Here is a 21,332-nt window from a genome sequence, read left to right on the forward strand (position 1 = left end):
GCATCGACCCCTGCGGGGGTGAGTCGTACTGACGTCGAAGACGTGAGCGTCAGTCCTCTTCGCTGACCTCGATCGGCGTGATCACGGCGATGGCCTCGGTGACCGGGGTCTCGACCGTGTCGACGTCGTCGTCCTCGCCGGTGAGACGGGCGACCGCCTCGGCGAACTGGCGTTCCAGCGCGAGGAACGCCGCTACCGCGTCGCCCGCGGCGAGCGCGTCCAGCAGCTGCCGGTAGGTGTCCGAGACGGAACGTCGTGCGGTGTAGCCGTCGCCGTTGCCGCTGAGTCCGGCGATTCGGGTCTCGATCGCGAGGGTCGACATGTAGCGCCCGAGCCTGGGACTGCCTGCCACGTCGACGAGCAGCCGATGGAACTCGAGGTCGGCGTCGCTGATGGCGAGAGCATCCGTGCCCTGGCTCACTTCGACGAGCGCAGCGTAAGCGGCCTCGAGCCGGTCCAGGACGGTATCGGCGCCGGCCTTGATGATCAGCCGCGCGGCCTGCGCCTCGATGGCCAGACGGGCGTCGTACACGTCGGTGACGCGATCTGGTCCGATCACGCTCACCCTCATGCCGCGACCAGGGGATGCCGTCAGCAGCCCCTCCTGGACGAGGCGCTGCATCGACTCGCGCAGCGGGCTGCGGCTCACTCCGAGCTGGGACGCCATCTCGACCTCGCCGATCGGGCTGCCCACCGGGAGTGCGCCCGATCTGATCGCCGAACGCAGCTCGGCGGTGATCAGGTCGACCGTCGACGGGCGCGGCACGCGCACCATCGAGATCGGCGTCACCGGTCGCGGAGTGTGTGAGGCCATGAGCATCCCTTCAGCTCGTCGCTGCCCATGGGGATGAAACAGCGAACAACTCATTGTCGATCCTCGACGGCGAGATACGAAGTCGATCCGGAAACCCAGTGTCTCCCGAGATCACGATTTTGCATACTTGTCGACAATCTGCGCGTCCGACTGTACATCTGCCGACAGCTTCCCTAGTCTGGTTCGCGGTCTACGGCGGCCGAGTGGCGCGCCCGAGAACGGAACCCGATACGGAACGCGAGGACATGATGACGAAGAGAACGACACGGATCGGTGTCGCCACAGCGGCAGTCGGCACGCTCACGCTGGGCCTGCTTGCCGGTTGCTCGGCCGGTGGCGATGCGGACACCGAAGGCATGAGCACCCTCGAGAAGGCCCAGGAGGAAGGCTCGATCACTCTCGCGATCGCGTCGGAGCAGCCGTACTCGTGGGTCGAGGGCGGCGAGCCGACCGGCGCGACGATCGCCATGCACGAGCAGATCTTCAAGAACCTCGGCATCGACGAGATCAAGGTCGAAGAGGTCGACTGGAACTCGCTCATCCCCGGCCTGAACGCAGGCCGCTGGGATGCCGTGAGCGCAGGAATGTCGATCCTTCCCGACCGCTGCGCCGAAGCCGCTTTCAGCGACCCAGAGATCATGTACACGACGACGCTGGTCGTCCCCAAGGGAAACCCGAAGGACCTCAGCGACCTCGACTCGGTCGCTGCCGCCGACGACGTCACGCTCGCTGTGCAGTCCGGCGCGATCGAAGAGGGATACGCCACCGACCTCGGCATCGCCGGAACCGTCCCGGTCGACAGCGCCCAGGCCGGTATCGAGATCGTGCAGTCCGGACGCGCTGATGCATTCGCCCTGACGGCTGTGTCGATGAACTGGATGACCGAGGGTCTGGACGACGTCGAGACCACCGACGCGTTCGTCCAGGAGATCGACGGTGTCGAGCAGATCGGCGCCGGCGCGACCGTGTTCCGCCAGGACGACACCGAGCTGCTCGAGGCGTACAACAAGGAGCTCGCGAAGATCACGGCCGACGAGGGAACGTACCTCGACCTGGTCGAGCCGTTCGGATTCACCGCCGAGAACCTGCCCCCGGCTGACCTCACCACCGAGCAGCTCTGCTCCGGCGAGCTGGGCTGATCCCCCTTCAGTGAACGAGAATTTCGACGCGCTCTGGAGGGCGCTGCCGCAGCTGGTCGACGGGGTGATCATCACTCTGCAGTTGACCGCCGGAGGCGCCCTCCTGGCCATCGTCGTCGCGATCACATTCGGCCTGCTCGCACGATTCGAGAACATCATCCTGCGCGGGTTCGCGCGCATCGTCATCGAGCTGTTCCGCGGAACCTCGCTTCTGGTGCAGCTGTTCTTCTTCTTCTTCGTGCTGCCGCTGCCGCCGTTCAATCTGGAACTGCCCGCCGTCTTCACCGGCATCCTGGCGCTCGGGCTGAACTACGGCGCATACGGCGCCGAGGTCGTGCGCGGATCGATAGGTGCCGTCCCGGCCGGGCAATGGGAGGCGACGACGGCGCTCAGCATGTCGCGCACGCAGCGGATGTGGCGCGTCATCTTCCCGCAGGCGTGGGCGCTGATGCTGCCATCGCTGAACAATCTGCTGATCCAGCTGCTGAAGGGAACCGCGGTCGTCTATCTGATCACGATCGTCGACCTGACGGCCGAGTTGAACCGGCTACGCGTGCAGACCGACGTGTATTTCGCCTATGGGCTGGGCCTGCTCATCTACTTCGCGATCGCGTACCTGCTGACGCTCGGAATGAACGCACTCGAGACGCGTGCCAAGCACCGCCTCGGACAGGGCGGGAAGTGGCGTGACACGATCACGACCGCCCCGATCCCGGATGCCAAGGGGGCGGGCCAGTTCGGATGAACGACGACAACAGTTTCTGGAGCTGGGAGCATGCGGCTGCGGCGTTCCCCGAGATCCTGGAGAAGTTTCTCACCGTCACGCTGGTCGTGACGGTCATCGGCAGCATCATCGCCGCCGTCCTCGGACTCGCGATCGCCCTCGGCCGCCGCACGGCGCCGCGTCCGGTGAGCGCCCTGATCACTCTGGTGATGAACTTCATCCGGATGACCCCACTCGTGGTGCAGTTGCTCTTCGCGTACTACGTCTTCACCACGGTGCCGCCGATCGTGCTGGGAACGATCATCATCGGCATCCACTACGCGACTTACATGGCCGAGGTGTACCGCGCCGGAATCGATGCGGTGCCTCCTGGGCAATGGGAGGCGACGACCGCCCTGTCGATGTCGCCCGGTCGCACCTGGACGGCCGTGATCATCCCGCAGGCCCTGCGATCGACGCTGCCGGCGCTGGCCAACTACGTGATCTCGATGTTCAAGGACACCCCGTTCCTCATGGTCATCACGGTCGTCGAGATGGTGCGCCAGGCACAGCTCTACGGCAGCAAGAACTTCCGCTTCGTCGAGGCGGTCATCATCGCCGGCCTCATCTACCTGGTCGCCAGCTACCTCAGTTCGCTGCTGGCCAGGCGATTGGAGAAACGTCTTGAATACACCACCGCTTGACGCGCATACCGGCGCCATCGCTCTGAGCGACGGCGATGTGCCGGCGATCCGCTTCGACAGGGTCGAGAAGCGCTTCGGTGACCACGTCGTGCTGCACGACCTCGACTTCACCGTGCGTCGCGGCGACCGGGTGACCCTGATCGGGCCGAGCGGGTCGGGCAAGACCACGATCCTGCGGCTCGTCATGACGCTGGAGGAGGCGAACGACGGGTACATCCTCATCGACGGCAAGCCGCTCACGCACTACTCGCGGGACGGCAAGCGCGTGGAGCTGAAGGAGAAGCACAAGAACGAGATGCGCAAGCGCATCGGCATGGTCTTCCAGCAGTTCAACCTGTTCCCGAACATGACGGTGATCGAGAACATCATCGAGGCACCGGTGCATGTGCTCGGGCTGTCGAAGAAGGATGCTCTCGAACGGGGCAGGGCGCTGCTCGAGAAGGTCGGGCTGCCGGACAAGGAGAACGCGCACCCCACGCAACTCTCCGGAGGGCAGCAGCAGCGCGTCGCAATCGCCAGAGCGCTGGCGATGGAACCCGAGATCCTGCTGCTCGACGAAGTGACCAGTGCGCTCGATCCCGAAGTGGTCGGCGAGGTGCTGAACATCCTGCGCGACGTCGCCCGCGAGACCGATGTGACGATGTTGATCGTGACGCACGAGATGCAGTTCGCGCGGGACGTGTCGAACCGGGTGCTGATGTTCGACAGCGGCCGCATCGTCGAAGAAGGTGCGCCGGAGGAGATCTTCAGCCACCCGCAGGAGCAGCGGACGCGGGACTTCCTGTCCGCGGTGCTGTGACCGCCTGCTGCCGGTGACCGGCGGAAGTGCGGGATAGGGTCGAGTGGTGCCAGAACGTCTGCTTGCTCCTGAGGGCACTCCCGTATCCGTCGTCGAGTTCGCCCATGGCGGCGCGACCCTGATCGCCGAGGACTTCGGCACGGGCTCCCGACCCTACGTGCTGATCCACGGCATCGGCATGGGACGCAGCGTCTACCTCGACTTCGTGGAGCGTCTCCCCGGCCGCATCATCGCCCTCGATCTGCCAGGGTTCGGTGAGGCGCCCGAGCCCTCTCGTACTCTGACCATGGCGCGGCACGCCGATCTGATCGCGGCTTTCCTGCGCAGCATCGACGTCTCGGATGCCGTGATCGTCGGCCACTCGATGGGCAGTCAGATCGGCGCGGAGCTCGCTTCGCGGCATCCGTCGCTCATCGATGGATTGGTGCTCGCCGGGCCCACCGTGAACAGCGCATCGCGCAGCATCCGGGAGCAGGCGACGTACCTGCTGCGCGATCTGCTCGGCGAACGCCCGATCGTGCTGTGGCGCGGCGCGCGGGAGTATCTGCGCGGCGGCCCGCACCTGATCCGGAAGATCCGCGCGACCGTGGTGCACGAGCCCGAGAAGGCCTATGCGAAGGTGCGCTGCCCCGTGCTGGTGCTGCGCGGCGAGCGCGACCCGCTCGCTCCCGTGTCGTGGTGCCGTGAGATCGCCGCACTCGTGCCCGGGCGGGCCGAGGTGCGCGAGATCCCCGACCACGGGCATGGCACGCTGCTCAGCGATGCCGAGCTCGCCGCCGACCTGATCAGCCGCTTCGCCGCCACGCTCTGACGGCGGGCGACGCGACTCGGCGCAGCGCCGTTCCCACGCCGGCCGCGCAACTCCGGAGCTTCTTGCGAGATCCGCGTATTTCCGGTTGCTCGGGTCGCCCAACGGGCAGTTTCTCCGGAGTCATGCAGCACGACGCACGCGCATCCGAGGTCCGAACGCCTCGATGATGCCGGCGATCTGCTGCCGCACGGTGGACGTGTCGAACAGGATGTCGGCTGCGATGGGCCGAACGGTCGCGTATCCGAGCTGGGCGGCCGCGATGTCGCGCGTCCGGTCCTCGACCTGCTTGTCCCATCCTGCGTGAAACTCCTTGCTGTCGCACTCGATGATGAGCCACCCCTCGACTACGAAGTCCACCCGACCCACGCCTGGGATCGTCACCTGAGTTTCGAACCGCAGACCCAGGGTGCGCAGGATCAGCCGCATGTACGTCTCAGAACCCGATTCGGCGGAGGCATCGACGAGCTTCAAGAGCGTGTGCAGGCGACTCGGGAGGCACATGAAGAGCTCCTCCAACTGGATCCGCGTCGCGAGACGCAGGTGGAGCACGCTGTCCAGAGTGGCGATCGCGGCTCTCGGCTCCTGACAGAGAATCGCTTGGAGCACGGCATCCCGGACTGAGACCACGTGGCGTGGGCCGCCCTTTCGCATCCGATGCGACCAGTGCATCACCGTATTGCGCGACTTCCGCTTCCGGATACGCGACATGTGCGGGTGGACGTGCATGTGCAATCCGGCCGATCGCAGCACGAACACGCCGACCATCTCCAGCAAGGTGATGCAAGCGACCCGGCCGCCGATTCGAACCGCCTCTGCCACGCGGTCGTCGATGTCCGGGTGTGCATAGTGGTCCCGGCGCAGCCGCAGCAGGGCGCCGACTTTCACCGCGCGAGTGATGTCCGCTCCGGTACTGCCGCTTTCGAGGAGTTCGGCGCGGGAGAACACCATCGGAGCGTACGTCTCAGCGATGCGTTCGGCTGTTGTCTGCTTCTCCATCCCCCGAATCGTGCTCGCTGCCCGAGGCCGACAACCGCCGGAATCCCACGACCTGTTGAGAACTCAGGTGCTCCGCCATCCGTGCACAGTAAGCGAGCCGGTGCAGATCTCCGCATAACTCCGGAGGTCTTCGCCAGACCAGCGGAAAGAGGTGCACCGCGGGCCCGATGCGGCCGCTTTCTCCGGAGTTATGCGAGCGCGGACAAGAGGCGACCGAGTCTCGCGGCGAGAACGGGCGGCGCGAGGCCGCGCGTCAACCCGCGGCCGGCGGGGTCCGCTTCGACTCGGCGAGCTCGTCGACGACGAGGTCGCGCTCCTCAGAGGTGCCGTTGCGGTACGCCTGGCGGCCGACGATGTGGGCGGACAGCGGCGCGGTCGCGAACTGCATCAGTACGATCGGCGCAACCAGCGCGAGCCCCAGCAGGATTCCGCCGACCGACCGCTGCGACAGCGCGACGGCCAGGCAGATCAGCACGAGACCGAGCACCTGCGGCTTGGTCGCCGCGTGCAGCCGCGACGGCACGGCGCGGAAGTGCAGCAGCCCGACGGCGGCGGACAGGCAGAGCAGCGCGCCGAGCAGGATCAGCACGAGCACTGCCGAGTCGATCACGACGTCTGGGATCTCGAATCCGAACACGTTCATGAGGTCGTGTTGTCCCTCCGTGCGACGTAGCGGGCCACGGCGATCGATCCGAACACGCCGACGGCCGCGATGATCAGCAGTACAGGGATGCTCCTCGTGTGACCATTGATCGCCATCTCAGCGCCGATCACGCACATCACCTCGGTGAGCAACACGTCCGATGCCACCGCCCGGTCGAGAATCGATGGCCCCCGGATGATGCGGATCACGGTCAGCACCGCGGCGATGCTGAAGATCACGATGATCGTCGTCATGAGCACGTTCATCGCACGGCCTCCGCTCGCTCGTCCGCCTTCAGCGCACGATACTGCGCCGGGCTGCCGAGTGCTCGCACGATGCGACGCTCCCAGCGCAGCACTCCCTGACGCTGCTGCTCGACGTCGTCGAGATCGCGAACCCCGATGATGTGCAGGTACAGGATGCTGCGATCCCGGTCGGTCTCCACGACGAGCGATCCGGGGATCAGTGAGGCGGTGATCGAGACGTGCGTCATCACGAGGTCGTCGGCGTACCGCAGCGGCACACCGATGATCGCGGCGCCCGGCTGCCGCCGGAAGTCGAACACCTGAATCGTGACGGCGATCGCGCCGAGCAGTATCGCCCACAGGAACTGCACCACGAACAGCGCCGCGTACCAGAGGTTGATCCGGCCGGAGAGCTCGACCGTCGGCAACCGGAACACCCGGGTGACGAAGATCGCGACGACCAGACCCGTGACGAACGAGAGCACCGTGAACTGGTTCCAGACCAGCATCCACAGCACGATCAACCACGCGAGGAACGGCAGTTGCAGCGCGATGTCTCGCAGGATTCCGCGACGGGACTCCGGGCTCACGGGTTCACCTCCCCCTCGAGCTGGACGAGCTCGACCGGCTGCAGCAGCGATTCTCCGATGCTGGAGCACAGCGCGTAGAGGGGCCCCGCGAAGACCGTCAGCAGCAGGGTGACACCGACCATGCCGCCGGTTGCGACCGTCATGATCGGGGGGATGCGACGCCGCTCCTGCTGCTCGTCGGCGGCCGGTGCGTTGCCGAGGTAGGAGATGCGCCCCTCGGTCTCGGTCGAGTCCTCTTCCTCGCGCCAGAACGCGAGGTTCCACGCGCGCATAAGCGCGTAGAGCGTGAGGAGGGAGGTCAGGATGCCGCCGAAGATCAGCACGATCATGATGGGGGTGCCGACGGATGCCGCGGCTTCGAAGAGCGCGAACTTTCCGATGAACCCGGAGAACGGCGGCAGCCCGCCGAGGTTGATGGCAGGTACGAAGTACAGCACGGCCAGTAGCGGTGCGGCCTTCAGCAGTCCCTTCACCCGCAGGATGGAGGTGCTTCCGGCTCTTCGCTCGATGAGTCCGACCGCGAGGAACAGGGTCGTCTGCACGATGATGTGGTGCACGATGTAGTACACCGTCGCGCCGATCGCCTCCGGTGTCGCTATCGCCAGGCCGAATATCATGTAGCCGACGTGGCTCACCAGCGTGAACGAGAGGATGCGCTTGAGCTCGGCCTGCGCCACGGCGCCGAGCACGCCGACGATCATGGTCGCGAGCGCGATGATCATCAGCAGCATGTTGATGTCGTTGCTGGCGAACAGCTGCGTCTCGGTGCGGATCAACGCGTAGACGCCGACCTTCGTCAGCAATCCCGCGAAGACCGCCGTGACGGGTGCCGGCGCGGTCGGGTAGGAGTCCGGCAACCAGAACGAGACGGGGAAGATGGCCGCCTTGATCCCGAACGCCGCGACGAGCATGAGGTGCAGCACGAGCTGCGTGTCCTGCGGCAGCTCGCTCATCCGCTCGGCGATCTGCGCCATGTTGACGGTGCCGAGTGCGCCGTAGATCATCGCGATCGCGGCGAGGAAGATGATCGACGACACGAGGGAGACGACGATGTAGACCGCGCCGGTGCGGATGCGCGACTCGGTGCTGCCCAGCGTGATCAGCACGTACGAGGCGACGAGGAGGATCTCGAATCCGACGTACAGGTTGAACAGGTCGCCGGCGATGAACGCGTTGAAGATGCCGGCCGCGAGGATGAGGTACGACGGGTTGAAGATCGAGATCGGAGTCTCGTCCGAGCCGTCGGCCGCTCCCTGTCCGATCGAGAACAGGAGGACCGCGAGCAGCACGATGCTGGAGATCAGGACGAGCAGCGCCGCGAGCCGGTCGACGTACAGCACGATGCCGAACGGCACGGGCCACCCTCCGACCGACACGGCCAGCGGAGTGCCTGCGTCGACCACGGCGAGCAGCACCGCCGCGATGACGGCGACGGCCGTAAGGCTGGCCAACGTGACGAACACCTGCAGACGAGGGCTGCGTCCGAACACGAGCGTGATGGCGGCGCCGAGCAGAGGCAGGGCGACGAGCAGGGGGACGAGGGCGCTCACGTGCGGTCCTCCCCGCCGTCGTCGGAAGCGTTGTCGGATGCTTGCCCGGAGTCAGGACGCGATGCCGACGCATCCCACGCCCGATCGAACGGGGCGTCGTCATGGATCGACGGGTGATCCCGCATGTGCAGCACGGTGATCGGTGCCGTCTGCACGCCGACGAAGTCCGTCGTGGCATCCTCGTCGGCGGTGTCGTCCTCGTCATCCAGGACGTCTTCGTCTTCGTCGGTGCGCTCGCGGAGGGCGATATCGGCGTCATCGTCCTCGACGGTGTCGGCCTGGCCGAGCTGCCAGGAGCGGTAGATGAGGGCGAGCAGGAACGCCGTCACGGCGAAGGTGATGACGATCGCGGTGAGGGTGAGGGCCTGCGGCAGCGGGTCGCTGAGGTCGCTGTAGCCGAAGAACGGCGCGTTGCCAGGCACGCCCATGACGATCAGCAGCAGCAGGTTCGTGGCGTTGCCGAGCAGCATGAATCCGATCAGCACACGGGTCAGGCTGCGCTCGAGCATCGCGTAGACGCCGGCGGAGAACAGCACGGCCATCACGATGATGAGGGTGAGTGACACGTCCATCAGATGCTCACCCCCCGCGTGCGCAGCTCCTGCGTCTGGCGGTCGACCTCGGCACCGAGGCTGCGCAGCACGTCGAGCACGAGGCCGATCACGACGAGGTAGACGCCGACGTCGAAGACGGTCGAGGTGACGAACTCCATATGCCCGATGCCGGGGATCTCCCACTCCCAGAACGTGCTGGTCAGCGGTGCCAAGCCGAAGAACAGCGGCAGCACCGCCGTGCCGACGGCCAGAATGAGTCCGGCGCCCAGCAGCCTCCCGGCATCCGTCGGGGTGGCGGCACCCAGCTCCCAGCGTCCGCCCGCGATGTAGCGCATCACGAGCGCCATGCCGGCGACGAGCCCTCCGGCGAATCCGCCGCCGGGTTGGTTGTGACCGGCGAAGAGCAGGTAGATCGACACGACGATGATGGTGTGGAAGAGGATCCGCACGATGACCTCGAGCAGGATCGAGCGGTTCTCGGGTTTCATCTGCTGCCCGCCGATGAGCCACGCCCGCGGGCTGCTGCGGTTCTCAGCGGTCTGGAACCGGATGCCCTCCGTGGTCTCGACGAGCGGCGCGATGCGCGCCTTGCGGCGGATGCGCTTGGGCAGCGCCGGGCGCGCTGCGAGCATGTCGGCCCGGTGCGTGACGAACACGAGGGATGCCACTCCGGTGGCCGCCAGGACGAGGACGGACAGCTCGCCCATGGTGTCCCAGCCGCGCAGATCGACGAGGGCGACGTTGACGACGTTCTTCCCGTGCCCGAGTTCGTAGGCCAGCTCGGGGAACGTCATCGAGATCGGATCGGCGACTCGGGACTGCGTCGCCACGATCACGACGAATGCCATCGTGAGCCCGGTGCCGATCGCTAGCAGGGCACGCGGGATGCGCGAGACCGAGGCGTTGTGCTCGCCCATGCGCGACGGCAACCGCCGCAGCACCAGCGCGAAGGTCACCATGGTCACGGTCTCGACGAGGATCTGGGTGAGGGCGAGGTCGGGGGCGCCGCTGGTCGCGAACAGCGCGACCATGCCGAGGCCCGTGACCGAGACGAGCACCACGCCCGTGTAGCGCTTGCGCGCCTGCACGGCGAACACCGCGGCGATGGCCATGATCGGTGCCACGGCGATCTGGGTCGGCGTGTGCCAGGCAGACAGATTCAGGCGATCGATGTCCGACGCCAGGAGCGCGGTGACCTCGGCCGCGACGACGACGACGAAGATCGTGCCGACGTAGACCGGCAGCGAACCGCGTTGCGTGAGCGTCGTGGTGATGACGGAGAGCCGATCGACGCCGCGCATGACCAGCGCGTACACGTCTGCGGCGGTGAACCGCAGCAGACGTGCCCTGCGATCCCACCCCGTGCGGATCGTGAGGAGGAAGAGACCGGCGCCGATGAGGATCGACAGCACCGAGATGCCGAGCGCCGGCTCGAACCCGTGCCAGAGCGCCAGGTGCCCTGGTCCCTCGGTAGCAGCGCCGTCGGCATCGAGACCGGGAAGGGCGGTGACCGCGTATCCGTGCAAGGCGATGTCGATGGCCGGGGCCGCGATGCCTGCGGCGAAGGTGAGCCCGGCGAGGATGATCGGCGCCGACAGGAATCCGACCGGCGGGTCGGGCCATGCGGTGTCCGGCATCCGCTGCCCGCGCTCGTCGTGCTTCCGCCAGAACGCACCCCACAGGAACCGAACGCCATATGCCGTCGTCAGCATGGAACCGACGATCACGCCGATCAGAGCGACCAGTCCCCAGGCTGAGCCGCCCATCGCGTCATCGAGCAGCGAGGTCAGGGCAGACTCCTTGGCGACGAATCCGATCGTCGGGGGGATGCCGGCCATGGACGCCACGGAGATGAACGCCGCGACCGCCATGACAGGGGCCTGCCTGCCGACTCCGGAGAGTTCTGTGATGTCACGCGTGGAGAGCTGACGGTCGATGACGCCGACGATGAGGAACAGCGCCGACTTGAACAGTGCGTGGCCGATGACGAGCGCGAGTCCCGCGAGGGCGGTGGCCTGGGTGCCGTACCCGACCATGACGGTGAAGAAGCCGAGTTGGCTGACGGTGCCGAAGGCGAGCACGCGCTTGAGGTCGGTCTCTCGGAGGGCCTGGATGCCGCCGAGCAGCATCGTGAACACGCCCAGCGAGATCACGATCGGACGCCACGGGGCCGACAGGGCGAAGATCGGCGCGAATCGGGCGATCAGGTAGATCCCGGCCTTCACCATCGCGGCCGCGTGCAGGTACGCGCTCACCGGGGTCGGCGCCGCCATGGCACCGGGCAACCAGAAGTGGAAGGGGAAGATGGCGGACTTGCTGATGGCTCCGACCAGGAGCATGACGATCGCGGCATCCACAAAGGGACCGGATGGCGCGTTCTCGAGGATCGCGATGATGCTCGTCGTTCCGGCATCCACGGCGAGCAGCACGACGCCGACGAACATGACCAGGCCGCCGAGCGTGGTCACCAGCAGCGCCTGCAGGGCAGCACGTCGGCTGGCGGCGCGGCGACGGTAGTGGCCGATGAGGAGGTAGGAGAGGATGCTGGTGACTTCCCAGAACATCACGAGCATGATGATGTCGTCGGTGAGGACGAGGCCGTACATGGCGCCGGCGAAGCCGAGCAGGACGCCCGCGAACTGGCCGAGTTCTGTGGTGTCGTCGAAGAAGTACCAGCGGCAGTAGAGCAGCACCAGCGCGCCGACTCCGGTGACGATCAGGGTGAGGATCCAGCCGAGCACGTCCATGTGCATCGAGAGGTTCAGACCCAGCTGCGGCACCCACGAGATCGACTCGAAGGGCGCCGAGTCGGCCTCAAGCACCTGGGGCGTGAGGATGAGGGCATGAACGAATGCCGCTGCAGGAATGAGCGCGGCGATGGCGAACGCCTGGGCTCCCAGCCAACGGACCAGCGCGGGAAGGACGAGGGCCCCCACGAGGAACACGGCGAGGAGCACTGTCATGGGCGGCTCCTCAATGGCTCGTCGGCCTCGAGAGGCGCAGGCGGGCGGGTTTCATCCAGTTTACCCGCCAGCCGCGGCGTCCCGGCGCGGAGTTCTTCAGTTCGCGGGCGCGGCAGTAGTCGATCCCGCACGAAAACGGGAGGTGAAATGCAGCGAGGTCGCCGGTTCGCCGCGCAGCATCCGTGCGATCTGCTCGCCGGCCGCTCGGCCCTTCTCGACGGCAGGCTGCACCATCGTGGTGAGCACGTGATCGCCGATCCCGTCGACGCGGATGCCGTCGAATCCGGCGACGCTGAGGTCTTCCGGCACGCGCAGTCCGAGTTCCTCGGCCGCACGGATGACGCCGGCGGCCAACAGGTCGCTCTGAGCGATGACCGCCGTCGGCCTGGATGCCGGATCGGTGAGGATCTCGCGTCCGGCGATGACGCCCTCGTCGATCGAGCTGGCCGATGCGGCGAGCGCAGGGGCTGCGGGGTACACGTCGCGCACGCCGGCCAGCCGGTCGACGGTCACCTCGACGGTCGCGCGCTCGACCATCTCGGCGGTGACGGGGCCGCGCGTCCGAGCGCTGTCCAGCGGGAGCGTGACGACGGAGACGTCCGTGTGGCCGAGCTCGCGGACGTGCCTGGCGATCTCGGCGGCCGCCTCGCGGTTGTCGAGCGTGATGCGCGGGATCCCCTCCCCGGCGTCCCCCTCGATCACGACGACCGGCAGCCCTCGGCTGCGCAGCACGTCCAACGATTCACGGGTGCGACCGGAGCATCCGATCAGCACGGCCGCGTCCACCGGCGCGGTGGTGAGGGCCGAGATGTCATCGTCCGCCGGGTCGTCGCGGAGGAGCAGCACCCCGGCGCCGAGCGAGGCGATGCCGTCGGTGAGCCCGTCCATCATGGGGATGGTGACCGGGTCGAGGAAGGCTGCGCGCAGCTGCCCCTCGAGCACGACAGCGACGATCCCGCTCCGCCCTCGCCGCAGTGAGGCGGCCATCGGGTCAGGTCCGGTGTAGCCGAGCGCGGCCGCTGCGGCGAGCACCCGATCGCGCGTCGCATCCGAGACCTTCGTCTTGCCGCTGAAGACGACGGACGCGGTCGAGGTCGACACTCCCGCTTCGCGGGCGACGACGGACAGCGTCGCCCTGCGCGGTGCGGATGAAGCGCTCATGGTTCCGAGGATAGCCGCTCTAAGTTTCCCAGATCGAATCGATTCGATATGCTCAGCGCATGGACTCAACGCTCACGCGCTCACAGTACGTCCGGTGGCGCAATGCGATCTTCGCGATCTTCCTCGCCAGCGGCGTCTCGATCGCGACCTGGGCGTCACGCGTGCCCGACATCAAGAGCGCACTCGACATCAGCAACTCGCAGATCGGGCTGCTGCTGCTCGGCATGGGCATCGCGTCGATCATCGGCATCTCGACCGGCCCTGCCGTGATGGCGCGCACGGGTGCTCGGCGCGGGATGCTGACCACCATGATCCTGCTGTCGATCGGGCTGGCGCTCGTCGGCGTCGGAACGACCGTATTCGCCGCGTTCCCGATCGTGATCCTCGGTCTGGCCCTGTTCGGCTTCGGCAACGGCGCTCTGGACGTGATGATGAACGTCGAGGCCACCGCGATCGAGCAGGAGGCGGGGAAGACGATCCTGCCGCTGTTCCACGCGTTCTTCAGCTTCGGCACCGTGATCGGCGCCGGCGCCGGGTGGGTGGCGACCAATGCGCACCTCTCGGTCGTGCTGCACGCGGCTGTCGTGGCGACAGCTATCTTCGTCGCCGCGTTCGTCTGCATCGCGAACGTGCCGAATCGCGAGTCCGTGCTCGATCCTCAGGAGCCGGGCGAGAAGCCCCACTGGCGCGAGCGGATGCACGTCGCCCTGTCGGCCTGGCGCGAACCGCGCACCTACGCGCTCGGCGTCGTGATGCTCGGAATGTCGTTCGCCGAGGGCGGCGCCAACGACTGGCTCGCGCTCGGTACGGCGGAGGACCACGGCGGCGGCACGGCGATGGGCGCCGCGGCGCTCACCGTGTTCTCGGTCTGCATGACGACGGTGCGCATCTTCGGCGGGCCCCTGGTCGACCGGTTCGGCCGCGTGCTCGTCCTGCGCACGCTCTCCGTGGCGGCGGCAGGCGGCATCCTGCTCTTCATCCTCGCCCCGTCGCTCCCGCTCGTTTTCGTCGGCGCTGCACTGTGGGGGATCGGCGCGTCCCTCGGGTTCCCCCTCGGCATGTCGGCCGCTGCGGACGACCCGACCAAGGCCGCTGCCCGCGTGAGCGCTGCGGCGACGATCGGCTACATCGCGTTCCTCGGCGGGCCTCCGGTGCTCGGCGTGATCAGCGAGCACATCGGCCTGCTGAACACGCTGTTCATCCTCGTCGCGCTGGTCGTGGCATCCGGCCTGTTCTCCGGCGCGGCCAAGCCGCTGGCGACGAAGAGCGCACCCGCCACGACGAAGTAGGCTCGTCTGCTCGCGCACGTGGGCGACGGCCACGAGCCGCTCAACCGGACGATCCGCAGATCGGCATCCTGGGTGAGTCAGCGCAGCGGGGTGAAAACCTGCTCGGCCACTCTCGGCAACGCCCGGATGAGACGCGCGATCAGGAAGGCGATGGCGCCGGTGACGACTTTGTCGACCAGAGAGACGGTGAGATTGGTGCCGCTGACGGCCAGCCAGGGCCCGAGGCCGCCCTCCTGAAGGTGCGCGAAGAGCACATCGAGCCCGCGAGCGACGTGTCCGTTGTAGTACAGCATCGTGATGGGCACGGCGACGGCCGACGTCGCGATGGCGACCACGGCGCTCACGGCCAGAAACCGCGGCAGCGTGTTGCCCCAACCCCGCCGGACCCCGTAGCCCCAGATCAAGCCCGCGAAGATCATGGTCACCGCGAACAGGGCACCGCCGACCTGGAACTTGAGAAGTTCCACGACGACGAAAAGCACCCCGACGAGAGCGGCCAGCCACGGCCCGCCGATCAGCGCCACGACAGCCGTCCCCACCATGTCGACGAAGAAGACGTCACCCAGCAGCGGGTTGAAGAACTTGCCGGTCGCGTTCAGGAGGAGCCCGCCCGTGACGAGCGCGACGATGAGCGCCGGCGTGGTGCGATGCACGCTGGGGATGATGAACGCCGAGGCACCGATCGCGTCAGGCGTCGGACGGCTCTCCGGGACCAGCCGGGCCGCTTGAGCGACCCGCGCACGCCACTCCTCCGCTGTGTCGGCATCGCCGTCGAGCGCGCGCACGATCTCCGCGACGAGCTGAGCGTTCAGCCGCGCACGCCCGGGGCGGAAGACATCCGCGACCGTCGTGTGCGCGATCCGGGCCGTTGCCGGAGCGAGGCCATTCTCTTCGCGTTGTCGCGTGATGCGAGCGGCAAGCTCTCGGTACGTGACGCCACGAGATTCGCGCAGGATGCGGAGCTCCTCGACGATGGAGTTGAAGCGGGCCGACGCCTTCTGAGCGCGCACGTCCTGTTCCACGACCACAGCATAGTGCGAACGCCGGCCAGTCCTCAGCGAGCCGGCCGCCCGCGCCGTGCCCGGTCGGCCGCCCACTCGGCCTCGCGCTGTCGCTGGCGCTTCTGCTTGTCCCGCTCGAGGGCGACACTCAGCTCGGCGCGCAGGCGCTGGAAGCGCGCATCGAGCTCCGCCTTCTTTTCCTTGCCGGGATACCCGAAGGCGCGGTAACGCTCGGAAGCCTCGGTCCACTTCGCCCACCGATCCGTGAGGTCCGACCCGTGCGCGATCCGTTCCAGGACGAACAGTGCGTGATCCATATCGCGTGCGATGCGATCGCGGTGCTCCTGCGCACGCTGAATCGCATCCCCGAGCTTGCGGAAGTACTCCGCGCGCAGGCTGGAGAACTCCGCCGCGAGGGCATCGTTGTGCTCCTTCCCGGCGTATCCGGCCTGGAAGAACTCCCCGCCCAGCGCCTTCACCTGCGCCGTCGCCGGTCCGCCAGGCTCTCCGCCGAGCAGGAGGCGGAGCTGTCCGATCAGAGTCTTCTTCCGCCGCTTCGCCTCGTCTTGTTCACGGACGCGTGCGGGTGACGCGGGCGATGCTGTGGTGCCGCCCGCCCCCCGTCCACGGGCGGCACCACTCCCCGACTCCCTCGCCGCGAAGAACTCCGCGCGCGCGTTGCGATACGCGGCGCGGGCGGCGGAGAAGTCCCCCCAGATGCGCTGCCGATCTCTCGGATCAGCCGGTGCACCCAGCGTCTTCAGGTCTGATTCCAACTCACGCAGTCGTTGCTCGCCATTTCGCCAGTCGGCGGCGGCACGCATCGCAACGACCCGCGCGATGATCGCCTCGTACGCCGACACGTTCGACATGTATCGACTCAGCGGTAGTAGTTCGAGAGAACCGCGGACTCGAAAGCCGCGTACTCCATCTGGGCACGCTGCGCGTCCTTTGCCGCTGCCTTCGCGACAGACCCGGCGATCATGTTCCCGACGAGCCCACTGACCATGCCGCCTCCCGCGGACAGCTCGTTGGCCAGCCCCATCTTGCCCCCGCGCGACGCCCCATCCTTGCTCCAGACGCCATTGTCGGGCGACCAGCTGATGCCATGCGGCGTCTTGATGACGTCGATCTTCACCCAGTAGTTCTTGACGGTCTTCAGACGCGCGGTGAAGTTGGCCTCAACCTCCTGGCGCCGCTTGTTCGCCTTCGACGTGACTTTGTGCTTGGTCAGCATGCCGGCCGCGATCGCATCGTTCTTCACGGACGTGAGGATGGCGACGACATCGTCGTCCCCACCGGACGCCGCGGCGATCTGGGTGACCTCGGCGGCGGTCACGGGCGGGACGGCCGGGGCCTCATCGAGCGGTGGGTGGAAGTGATCGGTCCACTGATCTCCATCCCAGTACCGCTGACGACCGGGGTGCTGTTCGGCGGGATACCAGCCGGCGGGGCTTGTTGTCATTTTGATGCCTTTCGGTGATCTGATCGGGAGAGAAGGGGAGAGGGTTGCGTCACGAGACGTATCCGAGCGGGTGGATGCGAGCCGGCGCGAGCTGTGGAAGCAGCGCGAGGATCGGCCGCTGGTAAAGATCTGCCTCGAATGTGAGGCGGGAAAGATCCTCCTGCGCCCGACGATGCTCGATCTCGGCGGCCTGGAGATCGGCGTCGAGTTCGACGATGCGATCGGTGGCGGTCGCTACTGCCTGCTGGGCTGCCTGTCGCGCCCGTGTGACGTCCGACAGTTCCCGCTCCGCGCGATCGCGCGCACGCTCGCTCTGGTCTTGCGCGATTCGCGCGTGATGATCACGGATCTGCTGTGCGGTGACCGCCTCGCGCTTTGCCACCGCGCGCCGTTCGGCCGCGTGGCCGAAGGCCTTGACGAGCCACACGACGAACAGAATGCCGAAGACGACTGCCGACGTCCCGGCAATGAACGCGATAGGCGAGTTCGCACCCGCGAAGGCCATCAGCAGCACCGTGACGATCAACGCCACGAAAGGTCGCAAAAACGGCTGGAACCCACCTACGACATTCGGCGTGTGCTCGATTGTCGCCGTCGCGGCAGGGAGCATCCGGTAGGCGGCGGCCGCTGCCTCGGCGCGTGCGACCGCCTCGACGGCGCCTTCGCGCTGGCGTTCGAGTTCGCGAACGTCCTCTCGCATACTCGCGAGAGTGAGGCGGGCGAGGTCCGCCGCCGCCCGTGTAGACGATACGGAGATTGCTGCCGCATCCAATCGCTGTGCGATACCGACGCGGGCATGCTCCACGACAGTGGGGAGTGCGGTGCGGACCCATCCGTCGTAGCCGATCATCGCCTGCGGGATGTCAGCCGGTTCGAGATTGGGGCCGAAGCCGTCGTCTCCCGATGCGGTGATGAGTCGCTGAATCTCCCGTCGCGCGTGAACCGGGCTCGAAGGATCGGAGGCGACGATCTCCGCAGCCTCTTCCGCGCCGGGAACGCCCGCCTGAATCGCCACGACCGCCAGCTCCGGAGCGAGAGTGAACGCGTGAATGAGATCGCCTCGCGTCCCACGATGGACGGCGCGGATCAGGAGAAGCTCCGCGCACGTGGGCGCGACCCGCAACGCGCTGTCGAGAGCGCGCCCCACCTCGTCGGCCTGGTCGGGTGTCGCGACTGAGCGCAGCAGAATCGCGGCACTCGCGGCCAGTGAACCCCATCTTTCGTCAGCCGTGGAGTACTTGATGGCCGAGACCAGCGACGCGAACGCCGCAGCCGGTTCGTTCAGCGCGGCCTGGGCGACACCGAGTGCGTAGCGGGGCGCCGGATTGGTCCGATCCTTCTCGATCGCGAGTTCGAGCTCGGGAACCGCGTCATCGAGCCACCCCTGCCCCAGCGACATGACCCCCCGCCGGTAGTGTTCAGCGGCGGCGGTCGTCAGAGGCTGGGCGGTCATCGTCGCGATGTCGCCGAGAACGGCTGTCTGCTCGATCACCCGCTGCCCCACCAGCTCGAACCCGCCGTGGGTGATGCCAGCGATCACGTTCAGGTTTCGCTCGAGGGTCTCCAGTCCCTCGCTCACGGTCTGCTGGACCCGGAGGAAGCCGAGATCCAGCGAATCGCCGAGCCGGTCGTTCAGGGCATCCATCGAGGCGCCCAGATCGGCGACGGCATGCGTCGTATCCCGTTGCGCCGCGACCTGGCGGTCCGCAGCGTCCGCAACAGCATGCTGCGTCGCCAACGCCGTCTCGCGGACGGCGTTGGTCTGCCGCTCTGCGGCCTCGATCTGCCGCCGCGCAGCCTCGAGTTGGACGCGGCGACTGCGCTGCGCTTCGACAGCAATGAGGGCGCCCGTCGCTGCAGCGTCGGCGTGGGCGCTCTCCACGATGTACTCAGCCCACTCAGGTCTCGGCATGCCCCCCATTCAAGCGAGCCACTCGAGCGCATCCCCGCCCGTACGCCCGTTCCCGGACAACCCCGGACAGCGCACCCGGCACGATCACCGGACGAAGTAGGCTCGTCGGGTGCGCCTCGTCATCGCCCGCTGCTCCGTGGACTACACGGGCCGCCTCAACGCCCATCTGCCCCTCGCCACGCGTCTGCTCGTGCACAAGGGCGACGGGTCGCTGCTGGTGCACTCCGACGGAGGCAGCTACAAGCCGCTGAACTGGATGAGCCCACCGTGCACCCTCACCGCCGAGGAGCCGGGCGAGGAAGAGGCGAGTGCGGGTGTCATCGACGTCTGGCGCGTGACCCACAAGAAGACCGGCGATGCGCTGCGCGTGCAGATCTACGAAGTCCTGCACGACTCGGCGCATGAGCTCGGTATCGACCCCGGCCTGCAGAAGGACGGCGTGGAGGCCGACCTGCAGCGCCTGCTGGCCGAGCAGGTCTCGCTCATCTCGGACGGGGCGACCCTGGTGCGCCGCGAGTACCCGACGGCGATCGGTCCCGTTGACCTGCTGGTTCGGGATGCCGCGGGCGTGGCCATCGCGGTGGAGGTCAAGCGCCGCGGAGACATCGACGGCGTCGAGCAGTTGACCCGCTACCTCGAGCTCCTGGGGCGCGACCCGCACCTGTCTCCCGTGCAGGGCGTCTTCGCCGCTCAGGAGATCAAGCCCCAGGCCCGCGTTCTCGCCGAGGACCGCGGCATCCGCTGTCTCGTCCTCGACTACGACGAGATGAAGGGCATCGAGTCCGGCATCCCGCGGTTGTTCTGAGCGCACGCCCATAGGCTGGACGCATGCTGCACTCCCCCTATACCTGCGTGCTCTGGGACGTCGACGGCACGATCGCCGACGCGACCCCCGGCATCTTCCCCCGACTGCTCGAAGTCTACGAATCGTTCGGGCTGCCCGCGCCGGAAGCCGCACAGATGTCGCGCTGGGTCGGCCCGCCGATGTTCGAGTCGTTCCAGAAGCTCGCCGGCCTCAGCCCCGAGCGGGCCGGTGAGGCGCTGACCGCCTATCGCGCCCTCGCCGCGCGCGACGGTTACGCGGCGTCCGTCGACATCTACCCCGGAGTCCCCGACGTGATCCGCGACGTCGCCGCCGCCGGCATCCCCCAGGCGACAGCGAGCACGAAGCCGGAGAACCAGGTCCGCGCGATCCTCGAGCACAACGGCCTGCTCGGTCTGTTCACCGCGATCTCCGGTGCGCGCGCCGGGGAACTCGGACGCAGCGACGGCAAGAGCGACGTCATCCGATGGGCGCTCGAGCGTCTCGAGGCCGCCGGCGCCGACACCTCGCGACCTGTGCTGATCGGCGACCGCTTCCATGACATCGAGGGCGCAGCGGAGTTCGGGATCCCCGTCATCTTCTCCGAGTGGGGTTTCGGCGAGGATGCCGAGGGCGAACCGGCCGCGTTCCGCGCGGTCGACGCTGCCGCTCTGCGCTCACTCCTGCTCGTCGAAGAAGCCGCTTAAGCCACAGCGCTCCCCGGGCGAGGGCACGCAGATGACGTGCTCCCGCTCAGGGAGTGCTATGTGTATCTGCCTCAGAGAGGGCGGATGTTCTCGGCCTGCAGGCCCTTGGGGCCCTGCGCCACATCGAACTCGACGCGCTGGTTCTCGTCGAGGGAGCGGTAGCCGCTTGACTCGATGGCTGAGTAGTGCGCGAAGACGTCGGCGCCGCCGTCATCGGGGGAGATGAAGCCGAAGCCCTTCTCCGAGTTGAACCACTTGACCGTGCCTTGGGTGCTCATGTACTGCCGTTCTGCTGGAATCTCGCCGGGGTGCCCCGACGAAGCCCACATTATCTGCGGGTCGCTCCAGCGGAACCGCTGCGACCAGAAGGTAATCCAAATGTTGCAAGAACGGGAACGGCCCTCACCGCGGGGGGAGCGATGAGGGCCAAAGACGACCGGAGGGTGCGTCAGAGACAGCCTATATCCAACTGCAAGCGTTTGTC

22 protein-coding genes are annotated in these 21,332 nt (G+C 67.3%); 8 read left to right on the forward strand and 14 right to left on the reverse strand.

Annotated elements, in window-relative coordinates; translation table 11 throughout:
• Positions 1 to 49 precede the first annotated feature (49 nt).
• Entirely contained in the window at positions 50 to 814 is a 765-nt protein-coding gene (locus KHB019_RS09470; RefSeq protein ID WP_325471568.1) for a GntR family transcriptional regulator, read from the reverse strand.
• A 245-nt stretch (positions 815 to 1,059) separates the two neighbouring features.
• Here KHB019_RS09470 and KHB019_RS09475 point away from each other — a divergent pair, with 245 nt between their 5' ends.
• From KHB019_RS09475 to KHB019_RS09495, 5 genes are read left to right on the forward strand one after another with little or no spacing between them, the layout of a single operon-like run.
• The gene (locus KHB019_RS09475) at positions 1,060 to 1,953 is read left to right on the forward strand and encodes a transporter substrate-binding domain-containing protein (protein WP_325471569.1); all 894 of its coding nucleotides are present in this window, start codon (positions 1,060 to 1,062) and stop codon (positions 1,951 to 1,953) included.
• Positions 1,954 to 1,963: 10 nt separating this feature from the next.
• Positions 1,964 to 2,698: an ectoine/hydroxyectoine ABC transporter permease subunit EhuC gene (gene ehuC / locus KHB019_RS09480; RefSeq protein ID WP_325471570.1), complete on the forward strand. Its 735-nt coding sequence runs from the start codon at positions 1,964 to 1,966 to the stop codon at positions 2,696 to 2,698.
• Entirely contained in the window at positions 2,695 to 3,360 is a 666-nt protein-coding gene (ehuD, locus tag KHB019_RS09485; RefSeq protein ID WP_337458788.1) for an ectoine/hydroxyectoine ABC transporter permease subunit EhuD, read from the forward strand. Before ehuC ends, ehuD begins: the two co-directional genes overlap by 4 nt.
• Positions 3,361 to 3,382: 22 nt before the next feature.
• On the forward strand, positions 3,383 to 4,159 hold the full coding sequence (ehuA, locus tag KHB019_RS09490) for an ectoine/hydroxyectoine ABC transporter ATP-binding protein EhuA (protein ID WP_290368279.1): 777 nt from the start codon (positions 3,383 to 3,385) through the stop codon (positions 4,157 to 4,159).
• A 46-nt stretch (positions 4,160 to 4,205) separates the two neighbouring features.
• On the forward strand, positions 4,206 to 4,970 hold the full coding sequence (locus KHB019_RS09495) for an alpha/beta fold hydrolase (RefSeq protein ID WP_230103993.1): 765 nt from the start codon (positions 4,206 to 4,208) through the stop codon (positions 4,968 to 4,970).
• Between the two features lie 120 nt (positions 4,971 to 5,090).
• Here the strand turns inward: KHB019_RS09495 and KHB019_RS09500 are convergent, their stop codons facing one another.
• The 8 genes from KHB019_RS09500 to KHB019_RS09535 all read right to left on the reverse strand — a co-directional run bounded on the left by KHB019_RS09500 (position 5,091) and on the right by KHB019_RS09535 (position 13,672).
• Entirely contained in the window at positions 5,091 to 5,966 is an 876-nt protein-coding gene (locus KHB019_RS09500) for an endonuclease domain-containing protein (protein ID WP_337458789.1), read from the reverse strand.
• 253 nt (positions 5,967 to 6,219) lie between these two features.
• Complete coding sequence (gene mnhG, locus KHB019_RS09505) at positions 6,220 to 6,609, reverse strand: monovalent cation/H(+) antiporter subunit G (protein WP_337458790.1); 390 nt, start codon at positions 6,607 to 6,609, stop codon at positions 6,220 to 6,222.
• Positions 6,606 to 6,863, reverse strand: a complete 258-nt coding sequence (locus KHB019_RS09510) for a monovalent cation/H+ antiporter complex subunit F (protein ID WP_443193201.1) — start codon at positions 6,861 to 6,863, stop codon at positions 6,606 to 6,608. The genes mnhG and KHB019_RS09510 overlap by 4 nt, the downstream gene beginning before the upstream one ends.
• Before the next feature lie 8 nt (positions 6,864 to 6,871).
• Entirely contained in the window at positions 6,872 to 7,444 is a 573-nt protein-coding gene (locus KHB019_RS09515) for a Na+/H+ antiporter subunit E (RefSeq protein WP_230103997.1), read from the reverse strand.
• Positions 7,441 to 8,994: a Na+/H+ antiporter subunit D gene (locus KHB019_RS09520; protein WP_337458792.1), complete on the reverse strand. Its 1,554-nt coding sequence runs from the start codon at positions 8,992 to 8,994 to the stop codon at positions 7,441 to 7,443. Before KHB019_RS09520 ends, KHB019_RS09515 begins: the two co-directional genes overlap by 4 nt.
• On the reverse strand, positions 8,991 to 9,566 hold the full coding sequence (locus tag KHB019_RS09525) for a Na(+)/H(+) antiporter subunit C (protein ID WP_337458793.1): 576 nt from the start codon (positions 9,564 to 9,566) through the stop codon (positions 8,991 to 8,993). The genes KHB019_RS09520 and KHB019_RS09525 overlap by 4 nt, the downstream gene beginning before the upstream one ends.
• Entirely contained in the window at positions 9,566 to 12,511 is a 2,946-nt protein-coding gene (locus KHB019_RS09530; RefSeq protein ID WP_337458794.1) for a Na+/H+ antiporter subunit A, read from the reverse strand. Before KHB019_RS09530 ends, KHB019_RS09525 begins: the two co-directional genes overlap by 1 nt.
• 96 nt (positions 12,512 to 12,607) lie before the next feature.
• Positions 12,608 to 13,672: a LacI family DNA-binding transcriptional regulator gene (locus tag KHB019_RS09535; protein WP_337458795.1), complete on the reverse strand. Its 1,065-nt coding sequence runs from the start codon at positions 13,670 to 13,672 to the stop codon at positions 12,608 to 12,610.
• Positions 13,673 to 13,731: 59 nt separating this feature from the next.
• Between KHB019_RS09535 and KHB019_RS09540 the strand changes: the two genes are divergently transcribed.
• Positions 13,732 to 14,961 carry an MFS transporter gene (locus KHB019_RS09540; protein ID WP_337458796.1) on the forward strand — a complete coding sequence of 410 codons (1,230 nt, stop codon included), beginning with the start codon at positions 13,732 to 13,734 and terminating at the stop codon, positions 14,959 to 14,961.
• 77 nt (positions 14,962 to 15,038) lie between these two features.
• On the opposite strand, the gene KHB019_RS09545 is transcribed toward KHB019_RS09540, so the two are convergent.
• The 4 genes from KHB019_RS09545 to KHB019_RS09560 are packed head-to-tail and all read right to left on the reverse strand — an operon-like array spanning position 15,039 to position 19,339.
• Entirely contained in the window at positions 15,039 to 15,983 is a 945-nt protein-coding gene (locus tag KHB019_RS09545; RefSeq protein WP_230104003.1) for a helix-turn-helix domain-containing protein, read from the reverse strand.
• 32 nt (positions 15,984 to 16,015) lie between these two features.
• Complete coding sequence (locus tag KHB019_RS09550) at positions 16,016 to 16,834, reverse strand: hypothetical protein (RefSeq protein WP_230104004.1); 819 nt, start codon at positions 16,832 to 16,834, stop codon at positions 16,016 to 16,018.
• Positions 16,835 to 16,842: 8 nt separating this feature from the next.
• A complete protein-coding gene (locus tag KHB019_RS09555; protein ID WP_230104005.1) occupies positions 16,843 to 17,427 on the reverse strand; it encodes a DUF2510 domain-containing protein in 585 nt (194 codons plus the stop codon).
• 49 nt (positions 17,428 to 17,476) lie between these two features.
• Positions 17,477 to 19,339, reverse strand: a complete 1,863-nt coding sequence (locus tag KHB019_RS09560; protein WP_337458797.1) for a hypothetical protein — start codon at positions 19,337 to 19,339, stop codon at positions 17,477 to 17,479.
• A 109-nt stretch (positions 19,340 to 19,448) separates the two neighbouring features.
• On the opposite strand from KHB019_RS09560, the gene nucS reads away from it, so the two are divergent.
• Together nucS and KHB019_RS09570 are read left to right on the forward strand one after the other, a co-directional pair.
• Positions 19,449 to 20,144: an endonuclease NucS gene (gene nucS, locus KHB019_RS09565; RefSeq protein ID WP_230104007.1), complete on the forward strand. Its 696-nt coding sequence runs from the start codon at positions 19,449 to 19,451 to the stop codon at positions 20,142 to 20,144.
• A gap of 23 nt (positions 20,145 to 20,167) precedes the next feature.
• The gene (locus KHB019_RS09570) at positions 20,168 to 20,848 is read left to right on the forward strand and encodes an HAD hydrolase-like protein (RefSeq protein ID WP_337458798.1); all 681 of its coding nucleotides are present in this window, start codon (positions 20,168 to 20,170) and stop codon (positions 20,846 to 20,848) included.
• A 71-nt stretch (positions 20,849 to 20,919) separates the two neighbouring features.
• Here the strand turns inward: KHB019_RS09570 and KHB019_RS09575 are convergent, their stop codons facing one another.
• Positions 20,920 to 21,126 carry a cold-shock protein gene (locus KHB019_RS09575; RefSeq protein ID WP_046014597.1) on the reverse strand — a complete coding sequence of 69 codons (207 nt, stop codon included), beginning with the start codon at positions 21,124 to 21,126 and terminating at the stop codon, positions 20,920 to 20,922.
• Positions 21,127 to 21,332 lie beyond the last annotated feature (206 nt).

The sequence above is a fragment of the Microbacterium sp. KHB019 genome (assembly GCF_037285405.1).
Lineage (GTDB): Bacteria > Actinomycetota > Actinomycetes > Actinomycetales > Microbacteriaceae > Microbacterium.